This window comes from Streptomyces zhihengii (assembly GCF_016919245.1).
Classification (GTDB): Bacteria; Actinomycetota; Actinomycetes; order Streptomycetales; family Streptomycetaceae; genus Streptomyces; species Streptomyces zhihengii.
The window spans coordinates 5,258,923-5,283,199 of the sequence record NZ_JAFEJA010000001.1; the positions used below are offsets into that span (position 1 = coordinate 5,258,923).

Genomic DNA, 24,277 nt, shown 5'->3' on the forward strand with positions numbered 1-24,277 from the left:
ACGCCGGCGGTGCGTGTCCCGATCACCCGCCCGGGGGACCGGTGTACTCCGGATGGCGTACGGTGCCGCCCATGGCAAGTGTGCTCGTCGTCGAGGACGACCAGTTCGTGCGCTCCGCCCTCATCCGGCACCTGACCGAGGCATCCCACACGGTGCGGAGCGTCGGCACGGCTCTGGAGGCGCTGCGCGAGGTCGCCCATGTCCGGTTCGACGTGGTCGTGCTGGACCTCGGTCTGCCCGATCTGGACGGGGCCGAGGCCCTGAAGATGCTGCGCGGGATCACCGACGTGCCGGTCATCATCGCGACCGCCCGCGACGACGAGGCGGAGATCGTCCGGCTGCTCAACGACGGCGCCGACGACTACCTCACCAAGCCGTTCTCGGTGGAGCACCTCTCCGCGCGGATGGCGGCGGTGCTGCGCCGCGCCCGCACGGCCGCCGGCGACCTCCCGCCCGGCCGGGGCATCCAGGTCGGCGGGCTGTCCATCGACCCGCTGCGCCGCCAGGCCGAACTGGACGGCGCGCCGCTGGACCTGACCCGCCGGGAGTTCGACCTGCTGGCCTATCTCGCCGGGCGCCCCGGTGTCGTCGTCCCGCGCCGGGAACTGCTCGCCGAGGTGTGGCAGCAGAGCTACGGCGACGACCAGACCATCGACGTCCATCTGAGCTGGCTGCGCCGCAAGCTGGGCGAGACGGCGGCGCGCCCCCGGTATCTGCACACCCTGCGCGGGGTCGGGGTCAAGCTGGAGCCGCCGCACGGACTGCCGTCATGAGGTGGGCGCTGGTCCGGGTGTCCCTCGCGGTCACCGTCATGGTCGTGCTGGCCTTCGCCCTGCCGCTGGGCATGGTCATCAAGGAGATGGCGCGCGACCGCGCGTTCTCCAACGCCGAGCGCCAGGCGGCCACCATCGGGCCCACGCTCACCGTGACCACCGAGCGCAAGATGCTGGAGCGGGCGGTCGAGTCGACCCCCGCGGGCGCCGTCGGGCGGATGGCCGTGCACATCCCCGCCTCCGGCGAACTGGGCAGTGTGCCGCTGGAGATCGGCATCCGCCGGGCCGCCGCCCGTGACCTCGCCACCGTCCAGGCCATCGGCCGCGCCTCGATCACCGAGGTCTCCGGGGGCTCCGCGCTGCTCCAGCCGACCGCCATCGGCACCGGGCAGATCGCGGTCGTCGAGATCTTCGTGCCCGAGGGCGAGGTGTCCAACGGCGTGGGCACCGCCTGGCTGGTGCTGGCCGGCGTCGGACTCGCCCTGATCGTCGGGTCGGTGGCCGTCGCCGACCGGCTCGGCATCCGCATGGTGCAGCCCGCCCAGCGGCTCGCGGGCGCCGCCCACGAACTGGGCGAGGGACGGCTCGGCGCCCGGGTGCCGGAGGAGGGGCCGCCCGAACTGCGGTCCGCCGCCGTCGCGTTCAACTCGATGGCCGACCAGGTGGTGCAGCTCCTCGCCAACGAGCGCGAGCTCGCCGCCGACCTCTCGCACCGGCTGCGCACCCCGCTGACCGTGCTCCGGCTCAACGCCGCGTCGCTCGGCGAGAGCGCCGCCGCCGAGCAGACCCGGGCCGCCGTCGCCCAGTTGGAGCGGGAGGTCGACACCATCATCCGCACGGCCAGGCAGTCCAAGCCGCAGACCTCGGCGACCGGCCCCGGCGCGGGGTGCGACGTCTCCGAGGTGGTCCGCGAGCGCATGGCGTTCTGGTCGGCGCTTGCCGAGGACGAGGGCCGCAAGGTGCGTCTGGCGGGCGTCGACGGCCCCGTGCGCATCCCGGTGGCCCGGCCCGAACTGACCGCCGCGCTCGACGCGCTGCTCGGCAACGTGTTCCGGCACACGGCCGAGGGCACCGCGTTCTCCGTCGACGTCCACAACGGCGACGACGCCGTCATCGTGCTCGTGTCGGACGCCGGACCGGGCATCGCCGACCCCGCCGCCGCCCTCGCGCGCGGCAACAGCGGGGCACGGGTGGGCTCGACGGGCCTCGGGCTGGACATCGTCCGCAGGGTCGCCGAGTCGACCGGCGGGGACGTGCGGATCGGCCGCTCCGTGCTCGGAGGCACCGAGGTGCGCGTCTGGATCGGTCTCGACCCGCGGGAGGCGGCCCGCGGGGACCGCCGCCGGGGGACCCGCGGCGGGGTGCGGCGCAGGCGGAAGACCGCCGCCCGCTGAGCGGCCCGCCGGGCCCCGCCGGGCATCCCGAGCATTCCGCGGAGAAGGATTAATCGCCGCCGATGCCTTCCTTAAGCGCTCCCTAAGGAAACCGGCCGCCGCCCGGGATCGACGGAATGTCCGTTCCCGCCTCGCTAGCGTCTGCGACACCCCCCGGATCCACGACGCAGAGGCAGGCACGCGATGGGCACCACCAGGCACCGGCGCACGACGGTCCGGACCAAGGCGGTCGGCGCGATCGTCGCCGCGGCCGTCGTCGGCGGCGCGGCGTTCGCCCTCGCGGGCACGGCCCAGGCGGCGGCGGTCGGCGCCGCGTACACCAGGACCAGTGCCTGGGACGGCGGCTACACCGGCCAGTACGTGGTGACCAACGAGAGCGGCACCGCCCGCTCCGGCTGGACCCTGGAGTTCGACCTGCCCGCCGGCACCGCCATCGGGTCCCTGTGGAACGGCGAGCACACCGTGGAGGGCCGGCACGTCACCGTGAAGCCCGCGAGCTGGAACGCCCGGCTCGCCCCCGGCGCCTCGGTCACCGTCGGCTTCGTGACCACCTCGGCGGCAACGGCGGCCGACCCGGAGTCCTGCCGCATCGACGGCGCCGCCTGCTCGGCCGGCGGCGGGACGACCCCCGAGCCGACCGGCCGCCCCACCGGGCAGCCCACGACCGCGCCCACCCCCACGCCCACCCCGTCCGCGTCCACGCCCGCCCCCACCGCGACCCCGGCTCCCACGCCGACCGCGCCCGGCGGCGGCGGGCGGTTCGCGCCCTACGTCGACACCTCGCTCCACCCGGCGTACGACCTGCTGGACACCGCCGCGCGGACCGGCGTCGACGAGTTCACCCTCGCCTTCGTCACCTCCGGCGGCGGCTGCGCCCCGCTGTGGGGCGGGGTCACCCCGCTCGGCGAGGACAAGGTCGCCGCGCAGATCCCCGCGCTGCGGGCGAAGGGCGGCGACGTCCGGGTCTCCTTCGGCGGCGCGGCCGGCCGTGAGCTCGCCCTCAACTGCTCCTCGGCCGGGGAGCTGGCCCGGGCGTACGGGGCCGTCGTCGACACCTACCGGCTCACCGAGGTCGACTTCGACGTGGAGGGCGCCGCCCTGTCCGACACCGCGGCCAACACCCGCCGCTCGCAGGCCATCGCCCTGCTCCAGAAGTCCCACCCGGGCCTGGACGTCTCCTTCACCCTGCCCGTCATGCCCGAGGGCCTCACCCAGCCCGGCGTCGACCTGCTCGCCGACGCGAAGCGCTCCGGCGTGCGCGTCGGCGCGGTCAACATCATGGCCATGGACTACGGGCCCGCCTACAGCGGTGACATGGGCGGGTACGCGATCTCCGCGGCGACGGCCACCCAGGCCCAGCTCAAGGGCGTGCTGGGGCTCGGGGACACCGAGGCGTGGCAGACGGTCGCCGTCACCCCGATGATCGGCGTCAACGACGTGGTGACGGAGGTCTTCACCGTCGAGGACGCGGCCGAGCTGGTGCGGTTCGCCGCGTCGAAGGACCTGGCGTGGCTGGCCATGTGGTCCGGCACCCGGGACAAGCAGTGCCCGGAAGGGGCGAAGCCGGCCGCAGACGCGACCTGCAGCTCCGTCCTCCAGGAGCCGCTGGCCTTCACCAAGGCGTTCGCCGCCTACCGGTAGCCCCCTCCGAGCCACCCGCCGCCACCCCCCTCGCGCCCCGGTCGGACCCCCACCCGGCCGGGGCGCGCCCGCGGCCCCGGGCGTCAGCCCTTGACGGCGCCCTGCATGATGCCGCCGACGATCTGCCGGCCGAAGAGCACGAACGCCAGCAGCAGCGGCAGCGTGCCGAGCAGCGCGCCGGCCATGATGACCGACTGGTCGGGCACGTAGCCCCGGCCGAGGCCGGTCAGGGCGACCTGCACCGTCGGATTGCCGCTCTGGGTGAGGGCGACGACGGGCCAGAAGAAGTCGTTCCACGCCATCACGAACGTCAGCATCCCGAGCACCGCCATCGCGGGCCGCGCGGCCGGGAAGACGATGTGCCACACCACCCTCAGGCTGCTCGCCCCGTCCACCCGGGCCGCCTCGATCAGCTCGCCGGGCAGCGCCTCCATCAGGTACTGGCGCATGAAGAACACCCCGAACGCGCTGACCAGGCCCGGCAGGATCACGGCCTGGAGCTGGTCGGTCCAGCGCAGTTCGGCGATCAGCATGTACAGCGGCACCACGCTGAGCTGGGGCGGCACCATCATCGTGCCGACGACCAGGACGAGCAGGGTGTTCTTCAGCCGGAAGCGCAGCTTGGCGAAGGCGAACCCGGCGAGCGTGGCGAACAGCACCGTGCCGGCGGCGGTGCAGGAGGCCACCACCGTCGTGTTGAGGAGGGCGCTGCCCAGGTTGGCGTCCTGCCAGGCGATCTCCAGGTTCCCGAGCAGGTTCCTGCCGAACCACAGCGGCGGCGGGGTCTGGGCGAGGCGGGTGTTGTTGCGGGAGGCGGCGATCGCCGTCCACACCAGCGGGAACAGGGACCCGGCGGTGAACAGGACCAGGACGGCGGTGGCGATCCTGCCGCCGCGCGGACGCCGTCCGGCGCGGGAGGCGTCGGTCATGGTGCGGCCCTTCATGTGCTCTTGCCCAGACGGCGGGCGATCAGCCAGTTCACGGCGCCGACCACCAGCAGGAGGAGGAACATCGCCCAGGCGATGGCCGACGCCCGCCCCAGGTGCAGATTCACCCAGCCCTGCTCGTACAGGTACAGGCCGAGCGTCTGGTACTGGTGGTCCGCGCCGCCCGTCGCGCCGGCGGCGCCGTTGAACAGCAGCGGCTCGCCGAAGAGCTGGGTGGCGCCGATGGTCGAGACGACGCAGGTGAACAGGATCGTGTGGCGCAGCGAGGGCACCGTCACATGCAGGAACTGCCGCAGCCGGGACGCACCGTCGAGCTCGGCCGACTCGTAGAGGTCGCGCGGGATCGCCTGCATCGCGGCGAGGTAGATCAGCGCGTTGTAGCCGGTCCAGCGCCAGATCACGATGGTGGACACGGCGAGCTGCGAGGTCCACTGCCCGTTCTGCCAGTCGACGGCGTCGAACCCGGCGAGCCCGAGGACCCAGTTGATCATTCCGTAGTCACGCCCGAAGAGCAGCGCGAAGACGAGCGTGGCCGCGGCGACCGAGGTCGCGTACGGGGTCAGCACCGCGACCCGGAAGAACGCCGAGCCGCGCAGCCGGTGGTGGAGCAGATGGGCGAGGCCGAGGGCGATCAGCAACTGCGGCACGGTCGACATCAGCCCGATGGTGACCGTGTTGCGCAGCGCGTTCCAGAAGAAGTCGTCGTGCAGCAGGCGGGAGAAGTTGCGCAGCCCGACCCACTCCATCTCGGTCGGCGCGGTCAGCTCCACCCGGTGCAGGGAGGCCCAGCCGGTGTACAGCAGCGGGAAGAGGCCGAAGGCGAGGAAGAACACGAAGAACGGGGCGACGAAGGCGTACGGGCTCCACCTGAGGTCGCGTCGGTGGCGGCGCGAACGCCGCTCGGTGGCATGGCTCGTCACGGGTCACAGGTCCAGGGCGTTGTCGATGGTCTTCACGGCCGCGTCCCAGCCCTGCCGGGGCGTGCGGCCCTTCTGGTCGACCTGGAGCATGCCGACGTCGGACAGGTTCTGCTGGATGATCAGGTCCTTGGGGCCCACGGTCTGCACGGGGACGTCCCGGGCGGCCCGGGAGTAGATCCGGCCGATGGGCGCGTCGCCGAAGTACGGGTGGGTGGCGCCGGCCACGGCCGGCAGGCCGTAGGCCGCGCCCGCGCTCGGGAAGCTGCCGCGTTCGGCGAACAGCCGGGCCTGCTGGGCGGGCGCGGTCAGCCAGGCGGCCAGCTTCGCGGCCTCCCGGGGGTGGGCGCCCGCCTTGGGCACGACGAGGAACGAGCCGCCCCAGTTGCCGGGCCGCGGCGCGGCGGCCACGTCCCACTTGTCCTCGCCGGCCCGGCCCGCCTTGTCCTGGATGTAGCCGAGCATCCACGCCGGGCAGGACACGGTGGCGAACCTGCCGTTGGCGAAGCCCTGGTCCCAGGCCGGGGTGAACTGCTGGAGCCGCGCGGTGAGCCGCTCGCCCGCGAAGGAGGCGGCCAGGTCCCAGGCGTCGCGGACGGCCGGGTTGGTCTTGTAGACGACCTCGCCGTCCTCGTCGTAGAAGCGCACCGGGCTGCTGCCCAGCACCGCGTTGAGCACCCCGGACGCGGAGTCGGTGAAGACGGTGCCCTCCGGCGCGTGCTCGCGGTAGCGCTTCCCCGCCTCCAGGTACTTCGCCCAGTCGCCCGCCCAGAGCCTGCCGACGGCCTCGCGGTCGGTGGGCAGCCCGGCCTTCGCGTACAGGTCCTTGCGGTAGCAGATGCCCTGCGGTCCGATGTCGGTGCCGAGGCCGACCGTCCGCCCGTCGCCGGTGGTGGCCTGGGCCCACTTCCAGTCCAGGAAGTCCGCCCGGCGCACGCCGTCGGTCCGGGACAGGTCCACCAGCCGGTCCGCCTGGGTGGCGGTGATCTCGGCGATGTTGTTGACCTCGACCGCCTGGATGTCGGCGAGGCCGCTGCCGCTGCCGAGGTGGGTCAGGAGCTGGGGGTAGTAGTTCTCGTTCCGCTGGATCGAGGTCTGCCGGATGTGGATGCCGGGGTTCTGGCGCATGTACTCGTCGTAGAGGCCGGCCTCCTGGAGACCGAAGGCGCCGTAGACGCCGACCGTGATCACGGTCTTCCCCTCGGCGTTCCCGCCACCGGTGTGGGCGCGTGCCCGCGGGGGCTCGGCGGGGTCGTCGGCGCAGCCGGACAGGAGTCCGGCGGTGAGTGCGGCGACGGCCACGAGGACGGCGGCCCTGCGCATGCGGCCTCCCCATTTCCTGAACGGTGCTGCGCCCCGGGCCCGGCCCGCGCGTCGGCGGGGGCGGGTGCCACGAGGGGCGGTGATGTACGAACGAACGCGTATGAGTATGTACCGAAAGGTTGGGAGCGCTCCCATTCGTCCCGGCGCGTGGCTCCGCACCCCCGACACGTTATGTTCTCGGCCTGGGAAGTCTGGGGGAGGGGCGGACACGATGGCTGTGACGAACAGGACGGGTCACGCCGGGCGCGGCACCGGCAGGCCCACGCTGGAGCAGGTGGCCGCCCACGCGGGCGTCGGCCGGGGCACGGTCTCGCGGGTGATCAACGGCTCCCCCCGGGTGAGCGAGGAGACCCGCAGTCTGGTCGAGGCGGCCATCGCCGAGCTGGGCTACGTGCCGAACCGGGCGGCCCGCGCCCTCGCCGCGAACCGCACGGACGCCGTCGCGCTGGTGGTGCCCGAGTCGCAGGACCGGTTCTTCTCCGAGCCGTACTTCTCGCACATCGTGCGCGGGGCCGGGGCGGGGCTGGCCGGCACCGGGATGCAGCTCCTGCTGACGCTGGCGCCCCAGGGGCGTGAGCGGGACACGCTGGCCCAGTACCTGGCCGCCGACCGGGTGGACGGCGTGCTGCTCGTCTCCGTGCACGCGGGCGACCCGCTCCCGGACCAGCTCGCAGCGCTGTCGGTGCCGGTGGTGATCAGCGGCCGCCGCTCGGCGGACGAGCCCCTCGCCGCGGTCGACTCCGACAACTTCGAGGGCGCCCGCGAGGCCGTCGCCCATCTCGCCGCCCGGGGCCGGCGCACCGTCGCCACGATCACCGGTCCGCTGGACGTGTACGGCGCGCAGCGCCGGCTGGACGGCTACCGCTCGGCCGTCGCCGGGGCCGGCCTCGACGCCGACCCCCGGCTGACCGCCGAGGCCGACTTCTCCGAGGAGGGCGGGCGCCGGGCCATGCGCGCCCTGCTCGACGGCCGGCCCGACCTGGACGCCGTCTTCGCCGCCTCCGACGTGATGGCGGCCGGCGCCCGCGCCACGCTGCGCGAGGCGGGCCGCCGGGTGCCCGAGGACGTGGCGCTGGTGGGCTTCGACGACTCGGCGGTGGCGCGGCACATGGACCCGCCGCTGACGAGCGTGCGGCAGCCGATCGAGGAGATGGGCCGCACCATGGCGCGGGTGCTGCTCGACGAGATCGCGACGCCGTCGGCCCCGCCGCGGCGTCCGCGGATCGTGCTGCCGACCCGGCTGGTGGTGCGGGAGTCGTCCTGAGGCGCGGCGCCCGGCCGCCCGGGGCGGCCCCGCACGCGTCGAAGGCCGGTCCGCGGTGCGGACCGGCCTTCGACGATCAGGGTGAGTGACGGGACTCGAACCCGCGGCATCCTGGACCACAACCAGGTGCTCTACCAGCTGAGCTACACCCACCATGACCGGTCGTTTTCCCGACCGGCCGAGAAAAAGTGTACAGGCTTCCGAGGGGTGCTCGCGCCACGGTTTCGCCGCGGGGGTCCGAGGGGGCCGGGAGGCCCTACGACGCGGGCTCCGCGGGGAGGACGTGCTTGGCCGCGATGGCCCGGGCGGTCTCGGTGTCCGGGCCGGGCTGGGGCACGAAGACCGCCTCGCGGTAGTAGCGCAGCTCGGCGATGGACTCGCGGATGTCGGCGAGCGCGCGGTGGTTGCCGCTCTTCTCCGGGCTGTTGAAGTAGGCCCTCGGGTACCAGCGGCGCGACAGCTCCTTGATCGAGGAGACGTCGACGATCCGGTAGTGGAGATGGCCCTCCAGGCCGGGCATGTCCCGGGCGAGGAAGCCGCGGTCGGTGCCGACCGAGTTCCCGCAGAGCGGCGCCTTGCCGGGCTCCTTGACGTGCTCGCGGATGTACGCCAGCACCTGGGCCTCCGCGTCGGCGAGCGTGGTGCCGCCCGCGAGCTCGTCGAGGAGGCCGGACGAGGTGTGCATCTGCCGCACCACCTCGGGCATCGTCTCCAGGGCGGCGTCCGGCGGGCGGATCACCACGTCGACACCGTCGCCGAGTACGTTCAGTTCCGAGTCGGTGACCAGCGCGGCCACCTCGATGAGTGCGTCGTCCGTCAGCGAGAGCCCGGTCATCTCGCAGTCGATCCACACCATGCGATCGTTCATGCGCCCTACCTTAGAAGGTGTTCTCCCCGCCCCGACCCGATCCGGCGGGGTGTGTGCGGGGCCGGCGGCCTCTCGCACGGCGCGGCGGGGTGTCTTCCCGCGGGGCCGGACGCGCGACGGGCCGGGGTCCGTGGGACCCCGGCCCGTCATCGAGCTGTGCGCGCGCCGCCGCCTACGGCAGGCTCCGCTGCCCGGGCAGACCCGGACGCAGGTGGCCGCCCGTGTAGTACTCCTGGCCCGGCTTGCCCGGCTCCAGGTGTCCGCCGCCCGGCCCCGGCACTCCCACACCGGCCGGCGTGCGCCGCATGCCGGCCTGGGCCGGCACGACCGCCTCGGCGATCGGCGCGTGGCCCGGGTCGCCCTGCGGCCGCCGCGCCCGGTAGGCCGCCCGGTAGGCGGCCGGGGAGGACCCGAGCTGCCGGCGGAAGTGGCCGCGCAGCGCGACGGGGGAGCGGAAGCCGCAGCGGCCCGCCACCTCGTCGACCGAGTAGTCGGAGGTCTCCAGCAGCCGCTGTGCCTGGAGCACCCGCTGGGTGATCAGCCACTGGAGCGGAGCCGAACCCGTCAGGGAGCGGAACCGGCGGTCGAACGTCCGGCGGCTCATGTAGGCGCGAGCCGCCAGGGTCTCCACGTCGAACTGCTCGTGGAGGTGCTCCAGTGCCCACGAGACCACCTCGGCCAGCGGGTCGGAGCCGATTTCCTCTGGTAAAGACCTGTCGAGGTAGCGCTCCTGACCGCCACTGCGACGCGGGGGGACGACCAGTCTGCGGGCGAGTGCGCCGGCTGCTTCCGTGCCGTGGTCGGTGCGCACTATGTGCAGACAGAGGTCGATGCCCGCCGCGGTGCCCGCCGAGGTGAGGACGTCCCCGTCGTCGACGAACAGCTCACGCGGGTCCACGTGGACGGACGGGTAACGCTTGGCCAGCGTCGGCGCGTACATCCAGTGGGTGGTCGCGGGGCGGCCGTCGAGCAGGCCCGCGGCGGCGAGGACGAACGCCCCCGTGCACAGGCCGACGATGCGGGCGCCCTCCTCGTGTGCCCGGCGCAGCGCTTCGAGCGCCTCGGGCGGTGGCGGCGAGGTGATCGACCGCCAGGCCGGCACCACGACGGTGCCCGCTCTGCTGATCGCCTCCAGGCCGTACGGTGCCGTGAGTTCCAATCCGCCCGTGGTCCTGAGCGGACCCTCCTCGCCACCGCACACCAGCAGGCGGTAGCGGGGAACTCCGGCGTCCTGACGGTCGATTCCGAACACCGAGAGCGGGATGGAACTTTCGAAAATAGGGCCGCCGCTGAACAGCAGCACGGCGACGACCTCCCGGCGCCGGCGGCCGGAGAGTTTCCGTGCTGCCTCCGGTGCGGCGGAGTCCTGACTCATGACGCTAAGCCCCCCTCGAAGTGCGCGTCTCCCCGTTCGTTTCGGGCCTTTCGCTCCTGCACGTTTCCCCTCGGTTCTGCACGAGTCCCCCGGCCTTCGATACCCATGATCGAATCTACTGCGTCCCGTGGCACCCTTGTGGCAAGTTCGGCATGCCCTGCTATGTCGACTTGGCAACTTGGCGCGATGCATTCGATCACGAAGCGTTGCACCCGTGGGGCCCGCAGGGAAGTGGATGGGACGGGCATGGCCCGTCCCCGTACGGCGCGAAACCGGCTCGCGGGCCCGTACTCCCTGGTGGCAAGGGGGTTGACCGGCCCTTTCCGCAAGAGGGCGGTAGGGGCGAGAAGTTGGCTGAAAACCGTCGGTTGTGAGGGTGCGAATCCGTCAGACGTGCGGCGCCCCGCCCGCCCCCCTGCGCGCCCCCTCGCGCGGGTGCGCCCGGGCGGTGTCCTCCCTCTTCCGGGACTGGTGCAGCAGCAGCCGGCAGGCGCACGTCACGGCCGCCAGGCCCAGCCACGCCGTCGCCGCGCCGCCCGCCGACGTCCCGTACGCGGCGAGCGTCACCGGCACCAGCAGGCAGACGAACGCCGCCCAGCGCACCGCGCTTCCCGCGGCCGGGGTGCCCGGCGCACGGCGGGGGCCGGCGGCCGGCGTCCGCGGCGCGGGCCCGCGGGCCGGGGTGACGGGGGCGGGGCGGACCGGGGCGGCGGCGGGCTGACGTGCGGACACTCGGAGCTCCTGGGGCGCGACGGGTGGGCGACCGGCCAAACGACGGGCCCCGCGCCCGGTCACTGTGCGCAGCCGCCGGACAGCGGACAGGAAGCTGCATGGGCCACCTGCCATTGCCAGGGCGGGCGGTGCTCGTGCATGCTCCCTGGAACGCCGTGCATGAGGCAGTGGGACCTGGGCAGGAGAGGAGTGCCGCCGTACCCTTGGGGGTATGAGGCCGGGAAGACGTTTCCCGGACACCGCTCCGTCCCGTCCGCTCCGCACCTTCATTCCCTCACACGAGGACGTTCTTCGCCGAGACATCGATGGCCGGTCACGAGATCCCCGAACCCGCGGACCGCAAGCAGGTCGCCGACCCCCTGTCGGACCTGCGAGCGGCAGAAGAGTCATGTCACTCCTGCGATCCCGCCTTCCAGCACGGAGTAGTCGTCGGCTTCGACGGCTCGACCTCCAGTGAGCGGGCGCTCGCCTACGCCATCGGCATGGCCTGCCGGTCGGGCTCCGGCCTGATCATCGTCCATGTCGCCAACCGGCTGCCGACCACCGTCTGGGCGGGCTGCGAGCCGCCCGTCTTCGTGGACGTCCCGGACCACCGCACCGAGGTGCTCGGTCTCGAACTCGCCTGCGCGGACTACCTGAGCGAGGTCCCCTGGATCCTCGTGGAGCGCGGCGGCGACATCTGCCACGAACTGGAGGAGGTCGGCCGGGAGTACTCGGCCGACGCGATCGTGGTCGGCTCCACGCACGGCCTCGTGGGGCGGATCTTCGGCTCGGTCGCGGGCCGCCTCGCCCGGCGCGCGAAGCGCCCGGTGATCGTCATCCCGTAGCGCACCGCGCCGCGTTCCGCCGTACCGCGTTCCGTGCTGTCGCCGCTGTCGCCGCTGTCGTCGTGCCGCGCTTCCTGCTGCCGCGTTCCGTGTTGCCCTCCGCCGTGCGTCCCCCTGCCGCGCCCCGTGCCCCGCGCCGCCCTCCGCGTACCTCGCGCGCGTGCCGCGGGGTGTCACTCCCGTCCCGTTGCCGCTGTCCCTTCCCGCTGGTGACGGCACGTCAACTCGCCCTGGAAACAGTTGAATCCGGATGCTTCCGCGAGGTTGGTTGTGCGCTTGTGAAGGGTACATATCGGTCGCTGGGTCCACAGCACTTGGCAGCACGGTGCAGCACGACTGCACGGACAGGAAGGGAGCCCGCCGTGGACAACGACGTCTCTGCGGGAAGCGCCGGATCGACCGCGATCCTCGGCCGTCTCGCACTCGGACTGACTCTGCTGGCGTTCGGCGCCGGCGCGACCGGAGTGATCGACAACGTGGGGGCGACCGACGCCGCGGCCCTCGCGACCTGGGTCGGCGGAGTCACCCTCTTCGTCGTCGGACTGCTCGAATTCCGGGCGGGCGACGGCGCGTCGGGGACGGCGTACGCCGGCCTCGGGGCGTTCTGGTTCACCTGGGGCACGGGAGTGGGCTCCGAGGTGTCCGCCGAGGCGGCGGGCCTGTTCCTGCTGCTGTGGGCGCTGCTGGCGCTGACGCTGACGGCCGCCTCGTCGGGCACCGGCGTGCTGGGCCAGGGCGTCTACGGGCTGCTGTGCCTGTCCCTGCTGCTCGGCGGCGCGGCCGCCTTCGCGGGCAACGAGGCGCTCGCGAAGGCGGGCGGCTGGGTCGGCGCCGTCGCGGGCCTGCTGGCCTGGTACGGAGCGACCGCCGCGCTCGCCAAGTGGCCCACGTTCACCGGACGCGCCGCCGGCCGGGGGGTGACGGCCACCGGCTGAGCGGCCTGAGGGCCGGCGCGAGGGGTTGCGCGCCGGCGGCACGGAGAACGCCCCCTGCGTCGAGGCAGGGGGCGTTCTCCGTGTCCGGCCGGTGCCGTCCTACTCGACGGTGACGGACTTCGCCAGGTTGCGCGGCTTGTCGATGTCCCGGCCGAGGGCCAGGGCCGTGTGGTAGGCGAGGAGCTGGAGCGGGATGCCCATCAGGATCGGGTCCAGCTCGTCCTCGTTCTTCGGCACCACGATGGTGTGGTCGGCCTTCTCCTGCTCGCGGTGGGCGACGGCCAGTATCCGGCCGGAGCGGGCCTTGATCTCCTCCATCGCCGCGCGGTTCTTCTCCAGCAGCTCGTCGTCCGGCACGATCGCGACGGTCGGCAGCGCGGGCTCGATCAGGGCGAGCGGGCCGTGCTTGAGCTCGGAGGCGGGGTAGGCCTCGGCGTGGATGTAGGAGATCTCCTTGAGCTTCAGGGAGGCCTCCAGCGCGACCGGGTAGCCGCGCACCCGGCCGATGAACATCATCGACTTGGCGTCCGCGTACTGCTCGGCCAGCTTCTTGATCTCGCCCTCGGTCTCCAGGATCTCGCTGATCTGGCCGGGCAGCTTGCGCAGGCCCTCGATGATCCGGCGGCCCTCGGCGACGGACAGGTCCCGGATGCGGCCGAGGTGCAGGGCGATCAGCGCGAAGGCGACGACCGTGTTGGTGAAGCACTTGGTGGAGACGACGCAGACCTCGGGGCCGGCGTGCACGTACGTGCCGCCGTCCGCCTCGCGGGCGATCGCCGAGCCGACGACGTTGACGACGCCGAGCACCCGGCCGCCCTTGCGCTTGAGCTCCTGGACGGCCGCGAGGACGTCGTAGGTCTCACCGGACTGGGAGACGGCGATGTAGAGGGTGTCCGGGTCCACCACCGGGTTGCGGTAGCGGAACTCGGAGGCCGGCTCGGCGTCCGCGGGGATGCGGGCCAGGGACTCGATGAGCCCGGCGCCGATCAGGCCGGCGTGGTACGAGGTGCCGCAGCCGAGGATCTTCACCCGGCGGATGCCGCGGGCCTCGCGCGGGTCCAGGTTCAGGCCGCCCAGGTGCACGGTGTTGAACCGGTCGTCGATGCGGCCGCGCAGCACGCGGTCGACCGCGTCGGGCTGCTCGCTGATCTCCTTGTGCATGTACGTGTCGTGGCCGCCCATGTCGTAGGAGGCGGCCTCCCACTCCACGGTCTCCGGGGTGGCGGTGGTCGTCGCGCCGGAGGTCGTGTACGTGCGGAAGTCGTCGGCCTTGAGGGTGGCCATCTCGCCGTCGTCGAGGGTGACGATCTGGCGGGTGTGGGCGACCAGGGCGGCGATGTCGGAGGCGACGAACATCTCCTTGTCGCCGATGCCGAGGACGACCGGGGAGCCGTTGCGGGCGACCACGATGCGGTCGGGGAAGTCGGCGTGCATGACGGCGACGCCGTAGGTGCCCTCGATCGCCTTGACGGCCTCGCGGACCTTCTCCTCCAGGGTGGTGGCCTGGGAGCGGGCGATCAGGTGGGTGATGACCTCGGTGTCCGTCTCCGAGAGGAAGACGATGCCGTCGGACTCCAGCTTCGCGCGCAGCTCGGCGGCGTTGTCCACGATGCCGTTGTGGACGACGGCGACCTTGTTGTCGGCGTCGAGGTGCGGGTGCGAGTTGATGTCGCTCGGGGCGCCGTGGGTGGCCCAGCGGGTGTGGGCGATGCCGGTGGTGCCGGAGAAGCGCTTGGGGACGCGGGCCTCCAGGTCGCGGACCCGGCCCTTGGCCTTGACCATCTTCAGCGCGGCGGCCTTGGGGCTGTTGATCACCACGCCCGCCGAGTCGTACCCCCGGTACTCCAGGCGCTGCAGCCCTTCCAGCAGCAGCGGAGCCACGTCACGCTTGCCGATGTAACCGACAATTCCGCACATAGAGTCTTGCCCCTCCGTAGTTCAGTGGTGTGCTCGCCCGCGACGACGGGCCGCGTCAGCCGTAGACCATGCGGCGGAGCTGCCGGAGCGAGAGCTCCGGCGGCGCCACGGCGCGGTGCGGCAGTTCCGCCGCGATGCGCTCGAAGATCTCGGCGTTCACCGCGCCGCCGGACTGGAGCTCGCGGTGGCGGCGGCGGACGAACTCCTCCGTCGTCTCGTCGAAGTACGCCAGCACGTCGAGCACCACCCGGGCCGCTTCGCCGCGCTGGAGCGCGGTGCTGCGCACCAGGTGATCGACGAGGTCGTCGTGGGACGACGGGCGGTGTTCGAGCACCCGTAGATATTGGAGGGAAAGGAGGCGCCTTCGCAAGAATCCTGCCCGATATCGGGCAGGGTGTGTCACATCCTTCGCAGTACGGCCTGTTTCGCGGTGGCGAACTCCTCGTCGGTCAGGATCCCCGCGCTGTACAGCTCGCCCAGTTCGCGCAGTCGGCGCAGCAGGGCGTCGTGATCGTGGCCGCCCTCCTCGCCCGGGGGCGTCGCGGAGGGGCCGGCGGTCACCTGCGCGGCCGGCTCCGGCGCGGGAGCCGGGGGCAGCGCCGCGGCGGCCGCCCCGTTCCCGGACGCCGCGCGCGGGTGCGGCATCCGGGCCACCACGGCCGCGCCGACCAGCGCCATCAGCGGGTCGTTGCGGAAACCCCACAGCTCGACCGCGTACGGGTCGTACTTCGGCTCCTGCCGGCCCGGGCCCGTCCAGGGGCCGCTGAACCGCAGGAAGCCGTTCTCCAGGGAGGCCGAGGGCATCCACTCCACGGCGCTCACCTCGGCCAGCGCCAGGGTGCGCGGGCCGCCCGACAGCTTGGCCTCCTCCGCCTGCCACTTGAACTCCAGCCGGATCCGCTCCCCGTCGAAGGAGACCGTGGCGTCCCCCGCGGAGACGGTGATGGGCACCGCCGGCCCGGGCAGCAGATAGCCGTCGGCGGGCCCCTGGGGCACCTGCTCCAGCAGCAGCGCGGTGCGCACCTCGTCCACCAGGTACTCGGCGACGCCCGAGCGGTCGTTGTCGACCTTCAGCCGGTAGGGGTCCGACGCGTCGTCCAGGCTCCCGCCGGTGATCTGCGCCAGCGGGTCGGCGCCGTCGCGCAGCCGCAGCCGCAGCCGCCCGGCCTTCTTGCCCGGTTCGTAGGAGAGGCCGGCCACCGCCCGCAGCGGGACGCCGATCTCCCCCAGGGTGCGGCGCAGCCTGCTGACGCCCTTGTCGCTGCCGGGCACGATGCGGACCGTGTCGCCGTCGAACGACCAGGTTCCGTCCTTCTGGATGATTTCTGCCACGACGCCGATTGTTCCATCTCTCCCGCGGCAAGTGGTCTGGACCTTGACCGCAGTTGGGGCGCGCGCTACGCATGAGCCGAGACCGGTTGCCGAACGCACGGACGACGCCCCCGCCGAAGGGAACCCTGTGAGTCAGCCCAGACCGAGTGTCCGCGCCCTGAGCCCTCTCCGATCCGCCCGGCCGCCCCGGTTCCCGCGGCTGCTGGCCGCGGTGCTGCTGCTGACCGCCGTCACGGCCTCCGGCGCCTCGGCCGCGGGCGGCCCGGCGGCCGAGGAGCCCGCCGTCCGCCCGCTCGGGCGGATCGTCCCCGTCCCCGCCTCGGTGCGGCCCGGCGGCGCCCCCTTCGCGCTGACGCCCTCGACGCGCATCAGCACCGACGGCTCCCGCCAGGCGCGGGCCGTCGCCGAGCAGCTCGCCCGGGTGCTGCGCCCGTCCACCGGCTACGCGCTGCCCGTCACCGACCGCCCCTCGCCGGGCGCCGTCCGGCTGCGGCTCGACGCCGGGGAACGGGCGCTCGGCGAGGAGGGCTACCGGCTGCACTCCGCGCCCGGCGGTCTGACCCTCACCGCGTACCGCGAGGCCGGCCTCTTCCGCGGCGTGCAGACGCTGCGCCAGCAACTGCCGTCCCGGGTGGAGCGGGACACCGTGCAGCCCGGCCCCTGGCAGGTCGCGGGCGGCACCGTCACGGACACCCCGCGGTTCGCCTGGCGCGGCGCGATGCTCGACGTCTCACGCCACTTCCTGGAGGCCGCGCAGGTCAAGCGCTACATCGACCACATCGCCCTCTACAGGATGAACACCCTGCACCTCCACCTCTCCGACGACCAGGGCTGGCGCATCGCCGTCGACTCCTGGCCGCGCCTCGCGGAGTACGGCGGTTCGACGGAGGTCGGCGGCGGCCCGGGCGGCCACTACACCAAGGCCCAGTACCGCGACATCGTCCGCTACGCGGCGGCCCGGCACATCGAGGTGGTGCCGGAGATCGACCTGCCGGGCCACACCAACGCGGCCCTCGCCTCCTACGCCGAGCTCAACTGCGACGGCGTCGCCCCGCCGCTCTACACGGGCACCTCGGTCGGCTTCAGCTCGCTGTGCGTGCCGAAGGAGGTCACCTACGACTTCGTGGAGGACGTGATCGGCGAGATCGCCGCGCTCACCCCCGGCCGGTACCTGCACATCGGCGGTGACGAGGCGCACTCCACCAGCCACGAGGACTACGCGGCGTTCATGGCGCGGGTGCAGCCCGTGGTCGCGCGCCACGGCAAGACCGTCGTCGGCTGGCACCAGCTCACGGGGGCGACGCCCGCCGAGGGGGCCGTCGCGCAGTACTGGGGACTCGACCGCACGAGCGCGGCGGAGAAGGAGCGGGTGGCCGCGGCGGCCCGGGCCGGCACCCGGCTCGTGCTCTCCCCGGCCGACCGGACCTACCTCGACATGAAGTACGACGAGAACACCCGGCTCGGCCTCTCCTGGGCGGGCTACGTCGAGGTCCGGCGCTCCTACGACTGGGACCCGGGCAGCTATCTGGCGGGAGCGCCCGCGAGCGCGATCGCCGGTGTGGAGGCGCCGCTGTGGACGGAGACCCTCTCCTCGGACGAGGACCTCGACCGGATGGCGTTCCCGCGGCTGCCCGGGGTGGCCGAGCTGGGCTGGTCGCCGGCCCGGGCGCACGACTGGGAGGACTACCGGCTCCGCCTCGCGGCGCAGGGGCCCCGGATGGAGGCGCTCGGCATCGGCTTCCACCGCTCGCCCCAGGTGCCGTGGCCGGCGGCCGGGAGCGGTGACTGACGGGTGCCGGGCGTGGGCGGTGACCGGGGGAGCGGCGCGGTGATTGAGCGGTGCCGGGCGTGGGCGGTGTCCGTGGCCGCCGGAGCGGCGCGGTGATTGAGCGGTGCCGGGCGTGGGCGTGGGCGGTGACCGGGGGAGCGGCGCGGTGATTGAGCGGTGCCGGGCGTGGGCGGTGTCCGTGGCCGCCGGCGCGGCGCGGTGACGGAGGGGCGCCGAAGAGGTACGGGCGCCCCCGGGGACCGTACCCGGGGGCGCCCGTGGCCGATACGGCCCCGCGTCCGGGCCCCGCGGGCTCGCGTACCCGCGGGGGCCCGGACGACGGGGCCCGGGGGCCCGCCGCCGGGCGGCGGCGGGCGGCCCGTGCACCGGACCCGGCGGTCGGGACCATGATCCGCCGGGCCCGGCCGCCCGGTGCCCCGGACCGTACGGCCCGGGGACACGGGAGACCGGACCGTCCCGCGTCCGGTGCGCGGCGGGCGGACCCGCCGGAACCGCACGCGGGACGGCCGTTACGCGGCGAACCGCGCGATCGGGTTCTCCAGGGTGCCGACGAACTGGAGGGCCGCCGACGGGTCGGCCAGGTCCACCATCTGCTGGTTGTTGCGCAGCTGGAGCCGGTTGAGGCAGGACAGCGCGAACTCCCCGGCGAACATGTCGTACTGGGCGAACCTGTCCGCGAGCTGCGGCACCGACTCCTGGTAGCCCCGCACACAGGCGGCGACCGTGCCCCAGAAGGCGTCCTCGTCCATGACGTCCTCGGCGGCGAGCGTGGCGCCGAGGAAGCGCAGGAAGCAGTCGAAGACATCGGTGAAGACGGACAGCAGTTTGGTCTCGTCCGGCACGTCGACCCTGATGCGTTCCACGGCCGGCGGCAGCACCGCGTCCGGGTCCATCACCGCGATCTCCTCGGCGATGTCCTTGAAGATCGCCCGGTCGACCGCGCCCTTCTCGTCGAGGACCAGGATCACGTTCTCGCCGTGCGGCATGAACACCAGGTCGTAGGCGTAGAAGGTGTGCAGCACCGGCAGCAGGTAGGCGTCCAGGTAGCGCCGCAGCCACTCGGCCGGGGTCAGCCCGGAGCCGGCGATCAGCGCGCCCGCGAAGGACGCCCCCTCGTGGTCGGTGTGCAGCAGCGCCGCCATGGTCGTCACCCGCTGCCCCTCGCCGAGCGTGGGGACGGGGCTCTCGCGCCACAGCGCGGCGAGCATCTTGCGGTACGGGGAGTACCGGTCGGTGGCGGCCTCGTACTCCAGGTGCCGGTAGCCGACCGCGGCGCACTCCCGGATGATCGAGAAGCGTGCCGACCTCAGCACGTCGTCCCCGTCGATGAGCTGGGCCAGCCAGTCGTTGATGGCGGGCGTGGCCTCCATGTAGGCGGCCGAGAGGCCCCGCATGAAGCCCATGTTCAGCACGGACATGGCCGTCTTCACATAGTGCTTCGCCGGGTCGCTGGTGTTGAAGAAGGTGCGGATCGACTGCTGTGCGAGATAGGTGTCGTCGCCCGTGCCGAGGTAGACCAGGCGCTGCTGGGCGATCTCGGCGGCGAAGGTGACCGACAGCTTGTTCCACCACTGCCAGGGGTGGACGGGCATCAGCAGGTAGTCGTCCAGGTCCAGGCCCTGGTCGGCGAGGGTCTTGGCGAAGCCGTCGACGCATCCGTCGCCGAGCTCGGCGCGCACGAACGCCTCGTACGCGATGCCCGCGCCCGCGGTGAAGGTGGCCCGGTCGCGGTGGGCGGCGAGCCACACCAGGTGGATGCCGGACGCCGCCTCGGGGGCGTAGGCGTGGTACTCGTCGATGCCGAAGCCCAGCCGGCCGTTGTTGGCGACGAAGCAGGGGTGGCCCTCGGTCATCCCGGTCTCGATCGCCTGGAAGTCCGCCCGCGCCAGTTCGGCGGCGCTGACCTCGGGCTTGGCGGACTTGTACGCGGTGCCGGAGAGGGTGGAGGAGATCTCCTCCAGGTAGACCGGCAGGATCGCGTCGCTCAGACCGAGCGCGCCGCGCATCTCGATGACGAACCGGAGCGCGTCGAGCGGCAGTTCCCCGCCGTCGCGGTGGCGGGTGATCGAGGCGGCCTCCACCTGCCAGTGGTCGAGGGCGTAGCGCTCGGCACGGAAGCGGTACTCGGTCGCGCCGTCGTCGCTGAACACCCGCCAGCCGTCACCGGCCGGTTCCGGGGTCAGCAGCCGTTCGTGGGCGAACTCGGCGAGGGCCTTGCGCACCAACTGGCGGTTGGCGTCGGCCCAGCGGGCCGGGGTGAGGTGGGCGACGGGGCTGAAGGCGGCAGGGTTCATACGGCGACTCCCGTGGCGGCGGCGAACTGGGCGCGGGTGCAGAAGCTCAGCAGGGCCTCCTTCTCGGGTTTGACGATCTTGTCGGCGGCGACGAATCCGACGGCCTCGTTGAGCCGGTGCACGGCCGTGTTGGAGACGTCGGGCTCCACGACCACCCGCCGCGCGGCGGGATCGGCGAACAGCTCCCGCATCACCGCGGTGATCACCGCCAGGGTGAAGCCGCGCACGGGCGTGTCGGTGGGGGCGACCAGGAAGTGCATCCCCACGTCGCCGGGCTCGGGCTCGTACAGGCCGGGGAGCTCCACGTACCGGGGGTCGTAGCTCTCCATCAGGAAGACGGGCTCGCCGTCGTGCAGGCCGATGAAGGCGTGGTGGTGCTCATGGGCGGCGATGCGCATGTACTCGCGCTCGACGTCCTCCAGTTTCGCGTCCTGCATCATCCAGAACGCGGCTTTCGGGTGGGTGACCCAGCGGTGCAGCAGCTCCGCGTCGGCCAGCGGGTCGAGCGGCCGGACGGTGAAGGCGCCGGGGACGGCGGTGCTCATACGGAGAACTCCTGGAAGGCGATGGACTTCTCCACCGCGTAGTACTCGCTGCCGAGCAGCTCGCGGATGATGTACGCGTTGCGGTACGGGCCCATGCCCAGGTCGGGCGAGGTGATCGAGTGGGTGTGCACGCCGGCGTTCTGGAGGAAGATCTCCCGGCCGGCGGTGTCGATCGAGTAGTTGCGGGCCACGTCGAAGCGTCCCTGGCCGTCGAGCCGGATGCGGTCGGCGACCGGCTCCAGGAACTCGGGGGTGGCGTACTTGTAGCCGGTGGCCAGCACCAGGCCCTGGGTGTCCAGGGTGTAGTCCTTGCCCTGCTCCTCCTGCCGCAGGCCGAGGGTGTAGGTGCCGTCCTCGTACGCCACGGTGTGCAGCGCGGAGTTGGTGAGCAGCCGGGTGGACACCGGGCCGGAGAGGTTCTTCTGGTAGAGCAGGTCGAAGATCGCGTCGATCAGCTCCGAGTCGATGCCCTTGAAGAGGCCCTTCTGCTGGGCCTCCAGCCGGTAGCGGGTGGCCTCCGGCAGCGCGTGGAAGTAGTCGATGTACTCCGGGGAGGTCATCTCCAGCGTGAGCTTGGTGTACTCCAGCGGGAAGAACCGCGGCGAACGGGTGACCCAGTTCAGCCGGTAGCCGTGGACGTCGATCTCCGACAGCAGGTCGTAGTAGATCTCGGCGGCGCTCTGGCCGCTGCCCACCAGGGTGATGGAGTCCTTCTTCTGGAGGGACTCCTTGTGCTCCATGTACCGCGAGTTGTGCAGCAGGTCGCCGCCCACGCCCCGGCAGGACTCGGGCAGGTACGGCGGGGTGCCGGTGCCGAGCACGATGCGGCGGGCGGTGAATGCGTCGTCGGCGGTGCGCACCACGTACACCTCGCCCTCGGCGTCGTACTCGACGGAGGTGACGGTCGTGCCGAAGCGGATGCTGCTCAGCTTCGCGGCGGCCCAGCGGCAGTAGTCGTTGTACTCGACGCGCAGCGGATAGAAGTTCTCGCGGATGTAGAACGAGTACAGCCGGCCCTTCTCCTTCAGGTAGTTGAGGAAGGAGTACGGCGAGGTCGGGTCGGCGAGCGTGACCAGGTCCGACATGAACGGCGTCTGGAGGTGGGCGCCGTCGAGGAACATGCCCGAGTGCCACTCGAAGTCCGGCTTGGACTCCAGGAACAGGCCGTTCAGGGTGTCGATCGGCTCGGTCAGGCAGGCGAGGCCGAGATTGAAGGGACCGAGCCCGATCCCGATGAAGTCGTAACTCTCGCGGGCGTGCGTCCCACGGGCGTCAGGAAGCGTGGACAAGGTTCTCTCCAAGGAACTGCTCGGCGTGGCCGGCTATCAGGTCGAGCACGGCGGCGATGTCGCCGGTGGTGGTCTCGGGGTTGAGCAGGGTGAACTTCAGGTACTGGCGGCCCGCCACCTTGGTGCCCGCGACCACGGCCTCGCCGGAGGCGAAGAGGGCCTTGCGGGCGTGCAGGTTGGCCTGGTCGATCAGGACCGGGCTGGTGACGGACTCCGGGATGTAGCGGTAGACCAGGGTGGAGAGCTGGGGCTGGACGACGACGTCGTAGCGCGGGTCGGCGGCGAGCAGCTCCCAGCCGGCGGCCGCCAGGTCGCACACCTCGTCGAAGAGCCCGCCGATGCCCTCGGCGCCCATCACCCGCAGCGTCATCCACAGCTTGAGCGCGTCGAAGCGGCGGGTGGTCTGGAGGGACTTGTCGACCTGGTTGGGGATCTTCTCCTCCAGCGTCCGGCGCGGGTTGAGGTACTCGGCGTGGTAGGTCGCGTGGCGCAGCGTGGCGGCGTCGCGGACCAGCAGCGCGGAGGAACTGACCGGCTGGAAGAAGGACTTGTGGAAGTCGACGGTGACGGAGTCGGCCCGCTCGATGCCGTCGAGGAGACCGCGCCGGGTGGGGGAGACCAGCAGTCCGCAGCCGTAGGCGGCGTCCACGTGCATCCAGGTCTCGTACTGCCGGGCGAGCGCGGCGATCTCGGGCAGCGGGTCGATGGAGCCGAAGTCGGTGGTGCCGGCGGTCGCGACGATCGCCATGGGCACCAGGCCCTCGCTGACGCAGCCCATGAGCTCGGCTTCGAGGGCGACGGTCTGCATGCGCTTGGTGCGGTCGACGGGGACGGAGACGACGGCCTCCGGGCCGAGGCCGAGCAGGGTGGCGGACTTCTGGACGCTGAAGTGGCTGCACTCGGAGGCGAAGATGCGCAGTTTCGACAGGTCGGTGGTCTTCGCCTCCTGGCGGGCGAGCAGCAGCGCCTGGAGGTTGGACTGGGTGCCGCCGGAGGTGAAGACGCCGTCGGCGGCGGGGCCGAGACCGGCGCGGGCGCACGTCCAGTCGATGAGCTTGCGCTCGATCAGGGTGCCGCCGGCGCTCTGGTCCCAGGTGTCCAGCGAGGAGTTGACCGCGGAGAGGACCGCCTCGCCGAGCACGGCGGGGATGACGACCGGGCAGTTGAGGTGGGCGAGGTAGCGCGGGCTGTGGAAGTAGACCGCGTCGCGCAGGTACACCTCCTCCAGCTCGTCGAGGGCGGCGGAGGCGTCCGCGAGCGGGGTGTCCAGGTCGACGGCGGCGACGACCGGGGCGAGCCGGTCGGGGGTGACGCCGGTGAACGGGCGCTGGGTGGAGGCGAGTTTGGCCGCGACGCGCTCGACCCCTTCGGTCACGGAGCGCCGGTAGTGCTCCGCCGTCGTGTCGTTGAGCAGGTGCGAGCGCATGCAATGCCCTCCCGGGTGCGGGGACGTGGTCGCCTCTCGGGGACAGGAGCGGGGGGTGAGGGGCGATTAACTTAGGTTAGCCTAACCTAAGTTCGATCTCGTCTCATCCCCGGGCCGGGGAGGCGGGTGTGCCGTTGTTCACACACCGGGGCACCGGTCAAGTCGGCCCGGGCCGACGGGGGTTGGGCCCGTGGGGCCGCGCCCTGCCGTGGCCCCCGGCCGCCGGGCCGCCCCCGGCGCGCCGCCCCGCAGGCCTTCGGTCGTGCAGGGCGCGCCTGTGCGGCGCACTCCGGAGCCCGCACCCGAGGGGCGGGCGGGCCGGCGCAACCGCGGAGCCGGTTGCACCCGGCCGGGGTGCTCCCGGACGGTCGCACCCGGCCGGGGTGCTCCCGGACGGTCGCGCCCTGCCGGGGTGCTGCCGTACGGCCGCACCTGCTGGTGTGCTGCCGCCCGCCCGCACCCTGCCGGGTCGCTTCGGGACGGCCGCGCCCTGCCGGTTGCGCCCGGCCGGGGTGCTCCCGGACGGTCGCGCCCTGCCGGGGTGCTGCCGTACGGCCGCACCTGCTGGTGTGCTGCCGCCCGCCCGCACCCTGCCGGGTCGCTCCGGGACGGCCGCGCCCTGCCGGTCGCGTCCGCCGGGGTGCTCCCGGATGGCCGCGCTCGGCCGGTCGCGCCTGCCGGGTTGCCCC

At 72.9% G+C, this 24,277-nt stretch carries 20 protein-coding genes and 1 tRNA gene; 7 read left to right on the top strand and 14 right to left on the bottom strand.

Annotated elements, in window-relative coordinates:
* Positions 1 to 71 precede the first annotated feature (71 nt).
* The 3 genes from JE024_RS22350 (at position 72) to JE024_RS22360 (ending at position 3,808) form a co-directional block, all read left to right on the top strand.
* Complete coding sequence (locus JE024_RS22350; RefSeq protein ID WP_205375290.1) at positions 72 to 773, top strand: response regulator transcription factor; 702 nt, start codon at positions 72 to 74, stop codon at positions 771 to 773.
* Positions 770 to 2,167 carry a sensor histidine kinase gene (locus JE024_RS22355; protein ID WP_205375291.1) on the top strand — a complete coding sequence of 466 codons (1,398 nt, stop codon included), beginning with the start codon at positions 770 to 772 and terminating at the stop codon, positions 2,165 to 2,167. Before JE024_RS22350 ends, JE024_RS22355 begins: the two co-directional genes overlap by 4 nt.
* 183 nt (positions 2,168 to 2,350) lie before the next feature.
* Complete coding sequence (locus tag JE024_RS22360) at positions 2,351 to 3,808, top strand: glycoside hydrolase family 18 protein (protein WP_205375292.1); 1,458 nt, start codon at positions 2,351 to 2,353, stop codon at positions 3,806 to 3,808.
* A gap of 83 nt (positions 3,809 to 3,891) precedes the next feature.
* Here the strand turns inward: JE024_RS22360 and JE024_RS22365 are convergent, their stop codons facing one another.
* Genes JE024_RS22365 through JE024_RS22375 form a run of 3 tightly spaced genes read right to left on the bottom strand, consistent with a single transcriptional unit; the run spans position 3,892 to position 6,995 of the window.
* Positions 3,892 to 4,737, bottom strand: coding sequence for a carbohydrate ABC transporter permease (locus JE024_RS22365; protein WP_205375293.1), 846 nt, complete (start codon positions 4,735 to 4,737; stop codon positions 3,892 to 3,894).
* A gap of 11 nt (positions 4,738 to 4,748) precedes the next feature.
* Complete coding sequence (locus JE024_RS22370) at positions 4,749 to 5,675, bottom strand: carbohydrate ABC transporter permease (RefSeq protein WP_205375294.1); 927 nt, start codon at positions 5,673 to 5,675, stop codon at positions 4,749 to 4,751.
* A gap of 3 nt (positions 5,676 to 5,678) precedes the next feature.
* Complete coding sequence (locus tag JE024_RS22375; protein ID WP_205375295.1) at positions 5,679 to 6,995, bottom strand: ABC transporter substrate-binding protein; 1,317 nt, start codon at positions 6,993 to 6,995, stop codon at positions 5,679 to 5,681.
* 211 nt (positions 6,996 to 7,206) lie between these two features.
* Between JE024_RS22375 and JE024_RS22380 the strand changes: the two genes are divergently transcribed.
* Positions 7,207 to 8,259 (top strand): LacI family DNA-binding transcriptional regulator, encoded by a 1,053-nt coding sequence (locus JE024_RS22380; protein ID WP_205375296.1) that lies wholly within the window; start codon positions 7,207 to 7,209, stop codon positions 8,257 to 8,259.
* An 80-nt stretch (positions 8,260 to 8,339) separates the two neighbouring features.
* On the opposite strand, the gene JE024_RS22385 is transcribed toward JE024_RS22380, so the two are convergent.
* The 4 genes from JE024_RS22385 to JE024_RS22400 all read right to left on the bottom strand — a co-directional run bounded on the left by JE024_RS22385 (position 8,340) and on the right by JE024_RS22400 (position 11,234).
* Positions 8,340 to 8,412: transfer RNA gene (locus JE024_RS22385), tRNA-His, on the bottom strand.
* A 103-nt stretch (positions 8,413 to 8,515) separates the two neighbouring features.
* On the bottom strand, positions 8,516 to 9,127 hold the full coding sequence (gene orn / locus JE024_RS22390) for an oligoribonuclease (protein WP_205375297.1): 612 nt from the start codon (positions 9,125 to 9,127) through the stop codon (positions 8,516 to 8,518).
* 172 nt (positions 9,128 to 9,299) lie between these two features.
* A complete protein-coding gene (locus tag JE024_RS22395) occupies positions 9,300 to 10,502 on the bottom strand; it encodes a helix-turn-helix domain-containing protein (RefSeq protein ID WP_205375298.1) in 1,203 nt (400 codons plus the stop codon).
* A 387-nt stretch (positions 10,503 to 10,889) separates the two neighbouring features.
* Entirely contained in the window at positions 10,890 to 11,234 is a 345-nt protein-coding gene (locus tag JE024_RS22400; RefSeq protein ID WP_205376779.1) for a hypothetical protein, read from the bottom strand.
* Between the two features lie 305 nt (positions 11,235 to 11,539).
* Between JE024_RS22400 and JE024_RS22405 the strand changes: the two genes are divergently transcribed.
* Together JE024_RS22405 and JE024_RS22410 are read left to right on the top strand one after the other, a co-directional pair.
* Positions 11,540 to 12,061, top strand: coding sequence for a universal stress protein (locus JE024_RS22405; protein ID WP_147986602.1), 522 nt, complete (start codon positions 11,540 to 11,542; stop codon positions 12,059 to 12,061).
* Positions 12,062 to 12,423: 362 nt separating this feature from the next.
* Positions 12,424 to 12,996 carry a GPR1/FUN34/YaaH family transporter gene (locus JE024_RS22410; RefSeq protein ID WP_205375299.1) on the top strand — a complete coding sequence of 191 codons (573 nt, stop codon included), beginning with the start codon at positions 12,424 to 12,426 and terminating at the stop codon, positions 12,994 to 12,996.
* Positions 12,997 to 13,095: 99 nt separating this feature from the next.
* On the opposite strand, the gene glmS is transcribed toward JE024_RS22410, so the two are convergent.
* From glmS to JE024_RS22425, 3 genes are all read right to left on the bottom strand, one after another.
* On the bottom strand, positions 13,096 to 14,913 hold the full coding sequence (glmS, locus tag JE024_RS22415; protein ID WP_205375300.1) for a glutamine--fructose-6-phosphate transaminase (isomerizing): 1,818 nt from the start codon (positions 14,911 to 14,913) through the stop codon (positions 13,096 to 13,098).
* A gap of 55 nt (positions 14,914 to 14,968) precedes the next feature.
* Positions 14,969 to 15,247 carry a hypothetical protein gene (locus JE024_RS22420; protein WP_147986599.1) on the bottom strand — a complete coding sequence of 93 codons (279 nt, stop codon included), beginning with the start codon at positions 15,245 to 15,247 and terminating at the stop codon, positions 14,969 to 14,971.
* 65 nt (positions 15,248 to 15,312) lie between these two features.
* A complete protein-coding gene (locus JE024_RS22425; RefSeq protein WP_205375301.1) occupies positions 15,313 to 16,245 on the bottom strand; it encodes a DUF4429 domain-containing protein in 933 nt (310 codons plus the stop codon).
* A 127-nt stretch (positions 16,246 to 16,372) separates the two neighbouring features.
* On the opposite strand from JE024_RS22425, the gene JE024_RS22430 reads away from it, so the two are divergent.
* A complete protein-coding gene (locus JE024_RS22430; RefSeq protein ID WP_372449828.1) occupies positions 16,373 to 18,034 on the top strand; it encodes a beta-N-acetylhexosaminidase in 1,662 nt (553 codons plus the stop codon).
* Between the two features lie 509 nt (positions 18,035 to 18,543).
* Here the strand turns inward: JE024_RS22430 and JE024_RS22435 are convergent.
* Genes JE024_RS22435 through JE024_RS22450 form a run of 4 tightly spaced genes read right to left on the bottom strand, consistent with a single transcriptional unit; the run spans position 18,544 to position 23,588 of the window.
* Complete coding sequence (locus tag JE024_RS22435) at positions 18,544 to 20,328, bottom strand: IucA/IucC family protein (RefSeq protein WP_205375302.1); 1,785 nt, start codon at positions 20,326 to 20,328, stop codon at positions 18,544 to 18,546.
* The gene (locus JE024_RS22440; RefSeq protein WP_205375303.1) at positions 20,325 to 20,873 is read right to left on the bottom strand and encodes a GNAT family N-acetyltransferase; all 549 of its coding nucleotides are present in this window, start codon (positions 20,871 to 20,873) and stop codon (positions 20,325 to 20,327) included. The genes JE024_RS22435 and JE024_RS22440 overlap by 4 nt, the downstream gene beginning before the upstream one ends.
* Positions 20,870 to 22,162: a lysine N(6)-hydroxylase/L-ornithine N(5)-oxygenase family protein gene (locus JE024_RS22445; RefSeq protein WP_205375304.1), complete on the bottom strand. Its 1,293-nt coding sequence runs from the start codon at positions 22,160 to 22,162 to the stop codon at positions 20,870 to 20,872. The genes JE024_RS22440 and JE024_RS22445 overlap by 4 nt, the downstream gene beginning before the upstream one ends.
* Positions 22,146 to 23,588: a pyridoxal phosphate-dependent decarboxylase family protein gene (locus JE024_RS22450; RefSeq protein WP_205375305.1), complete on the bottom strand. Its 1,443-nt coding sequence runs from the start codon at positions 23,586 to 23,588 to the stop codon at positions 22,146 to 22,148. Before JE024_RS22450 ends, JE024_RS22445 begins: the two co-directional genes overlap by 17 nt.
* Positions 23,589 to 24,277 lie beyond the last annotated feature (689 nt).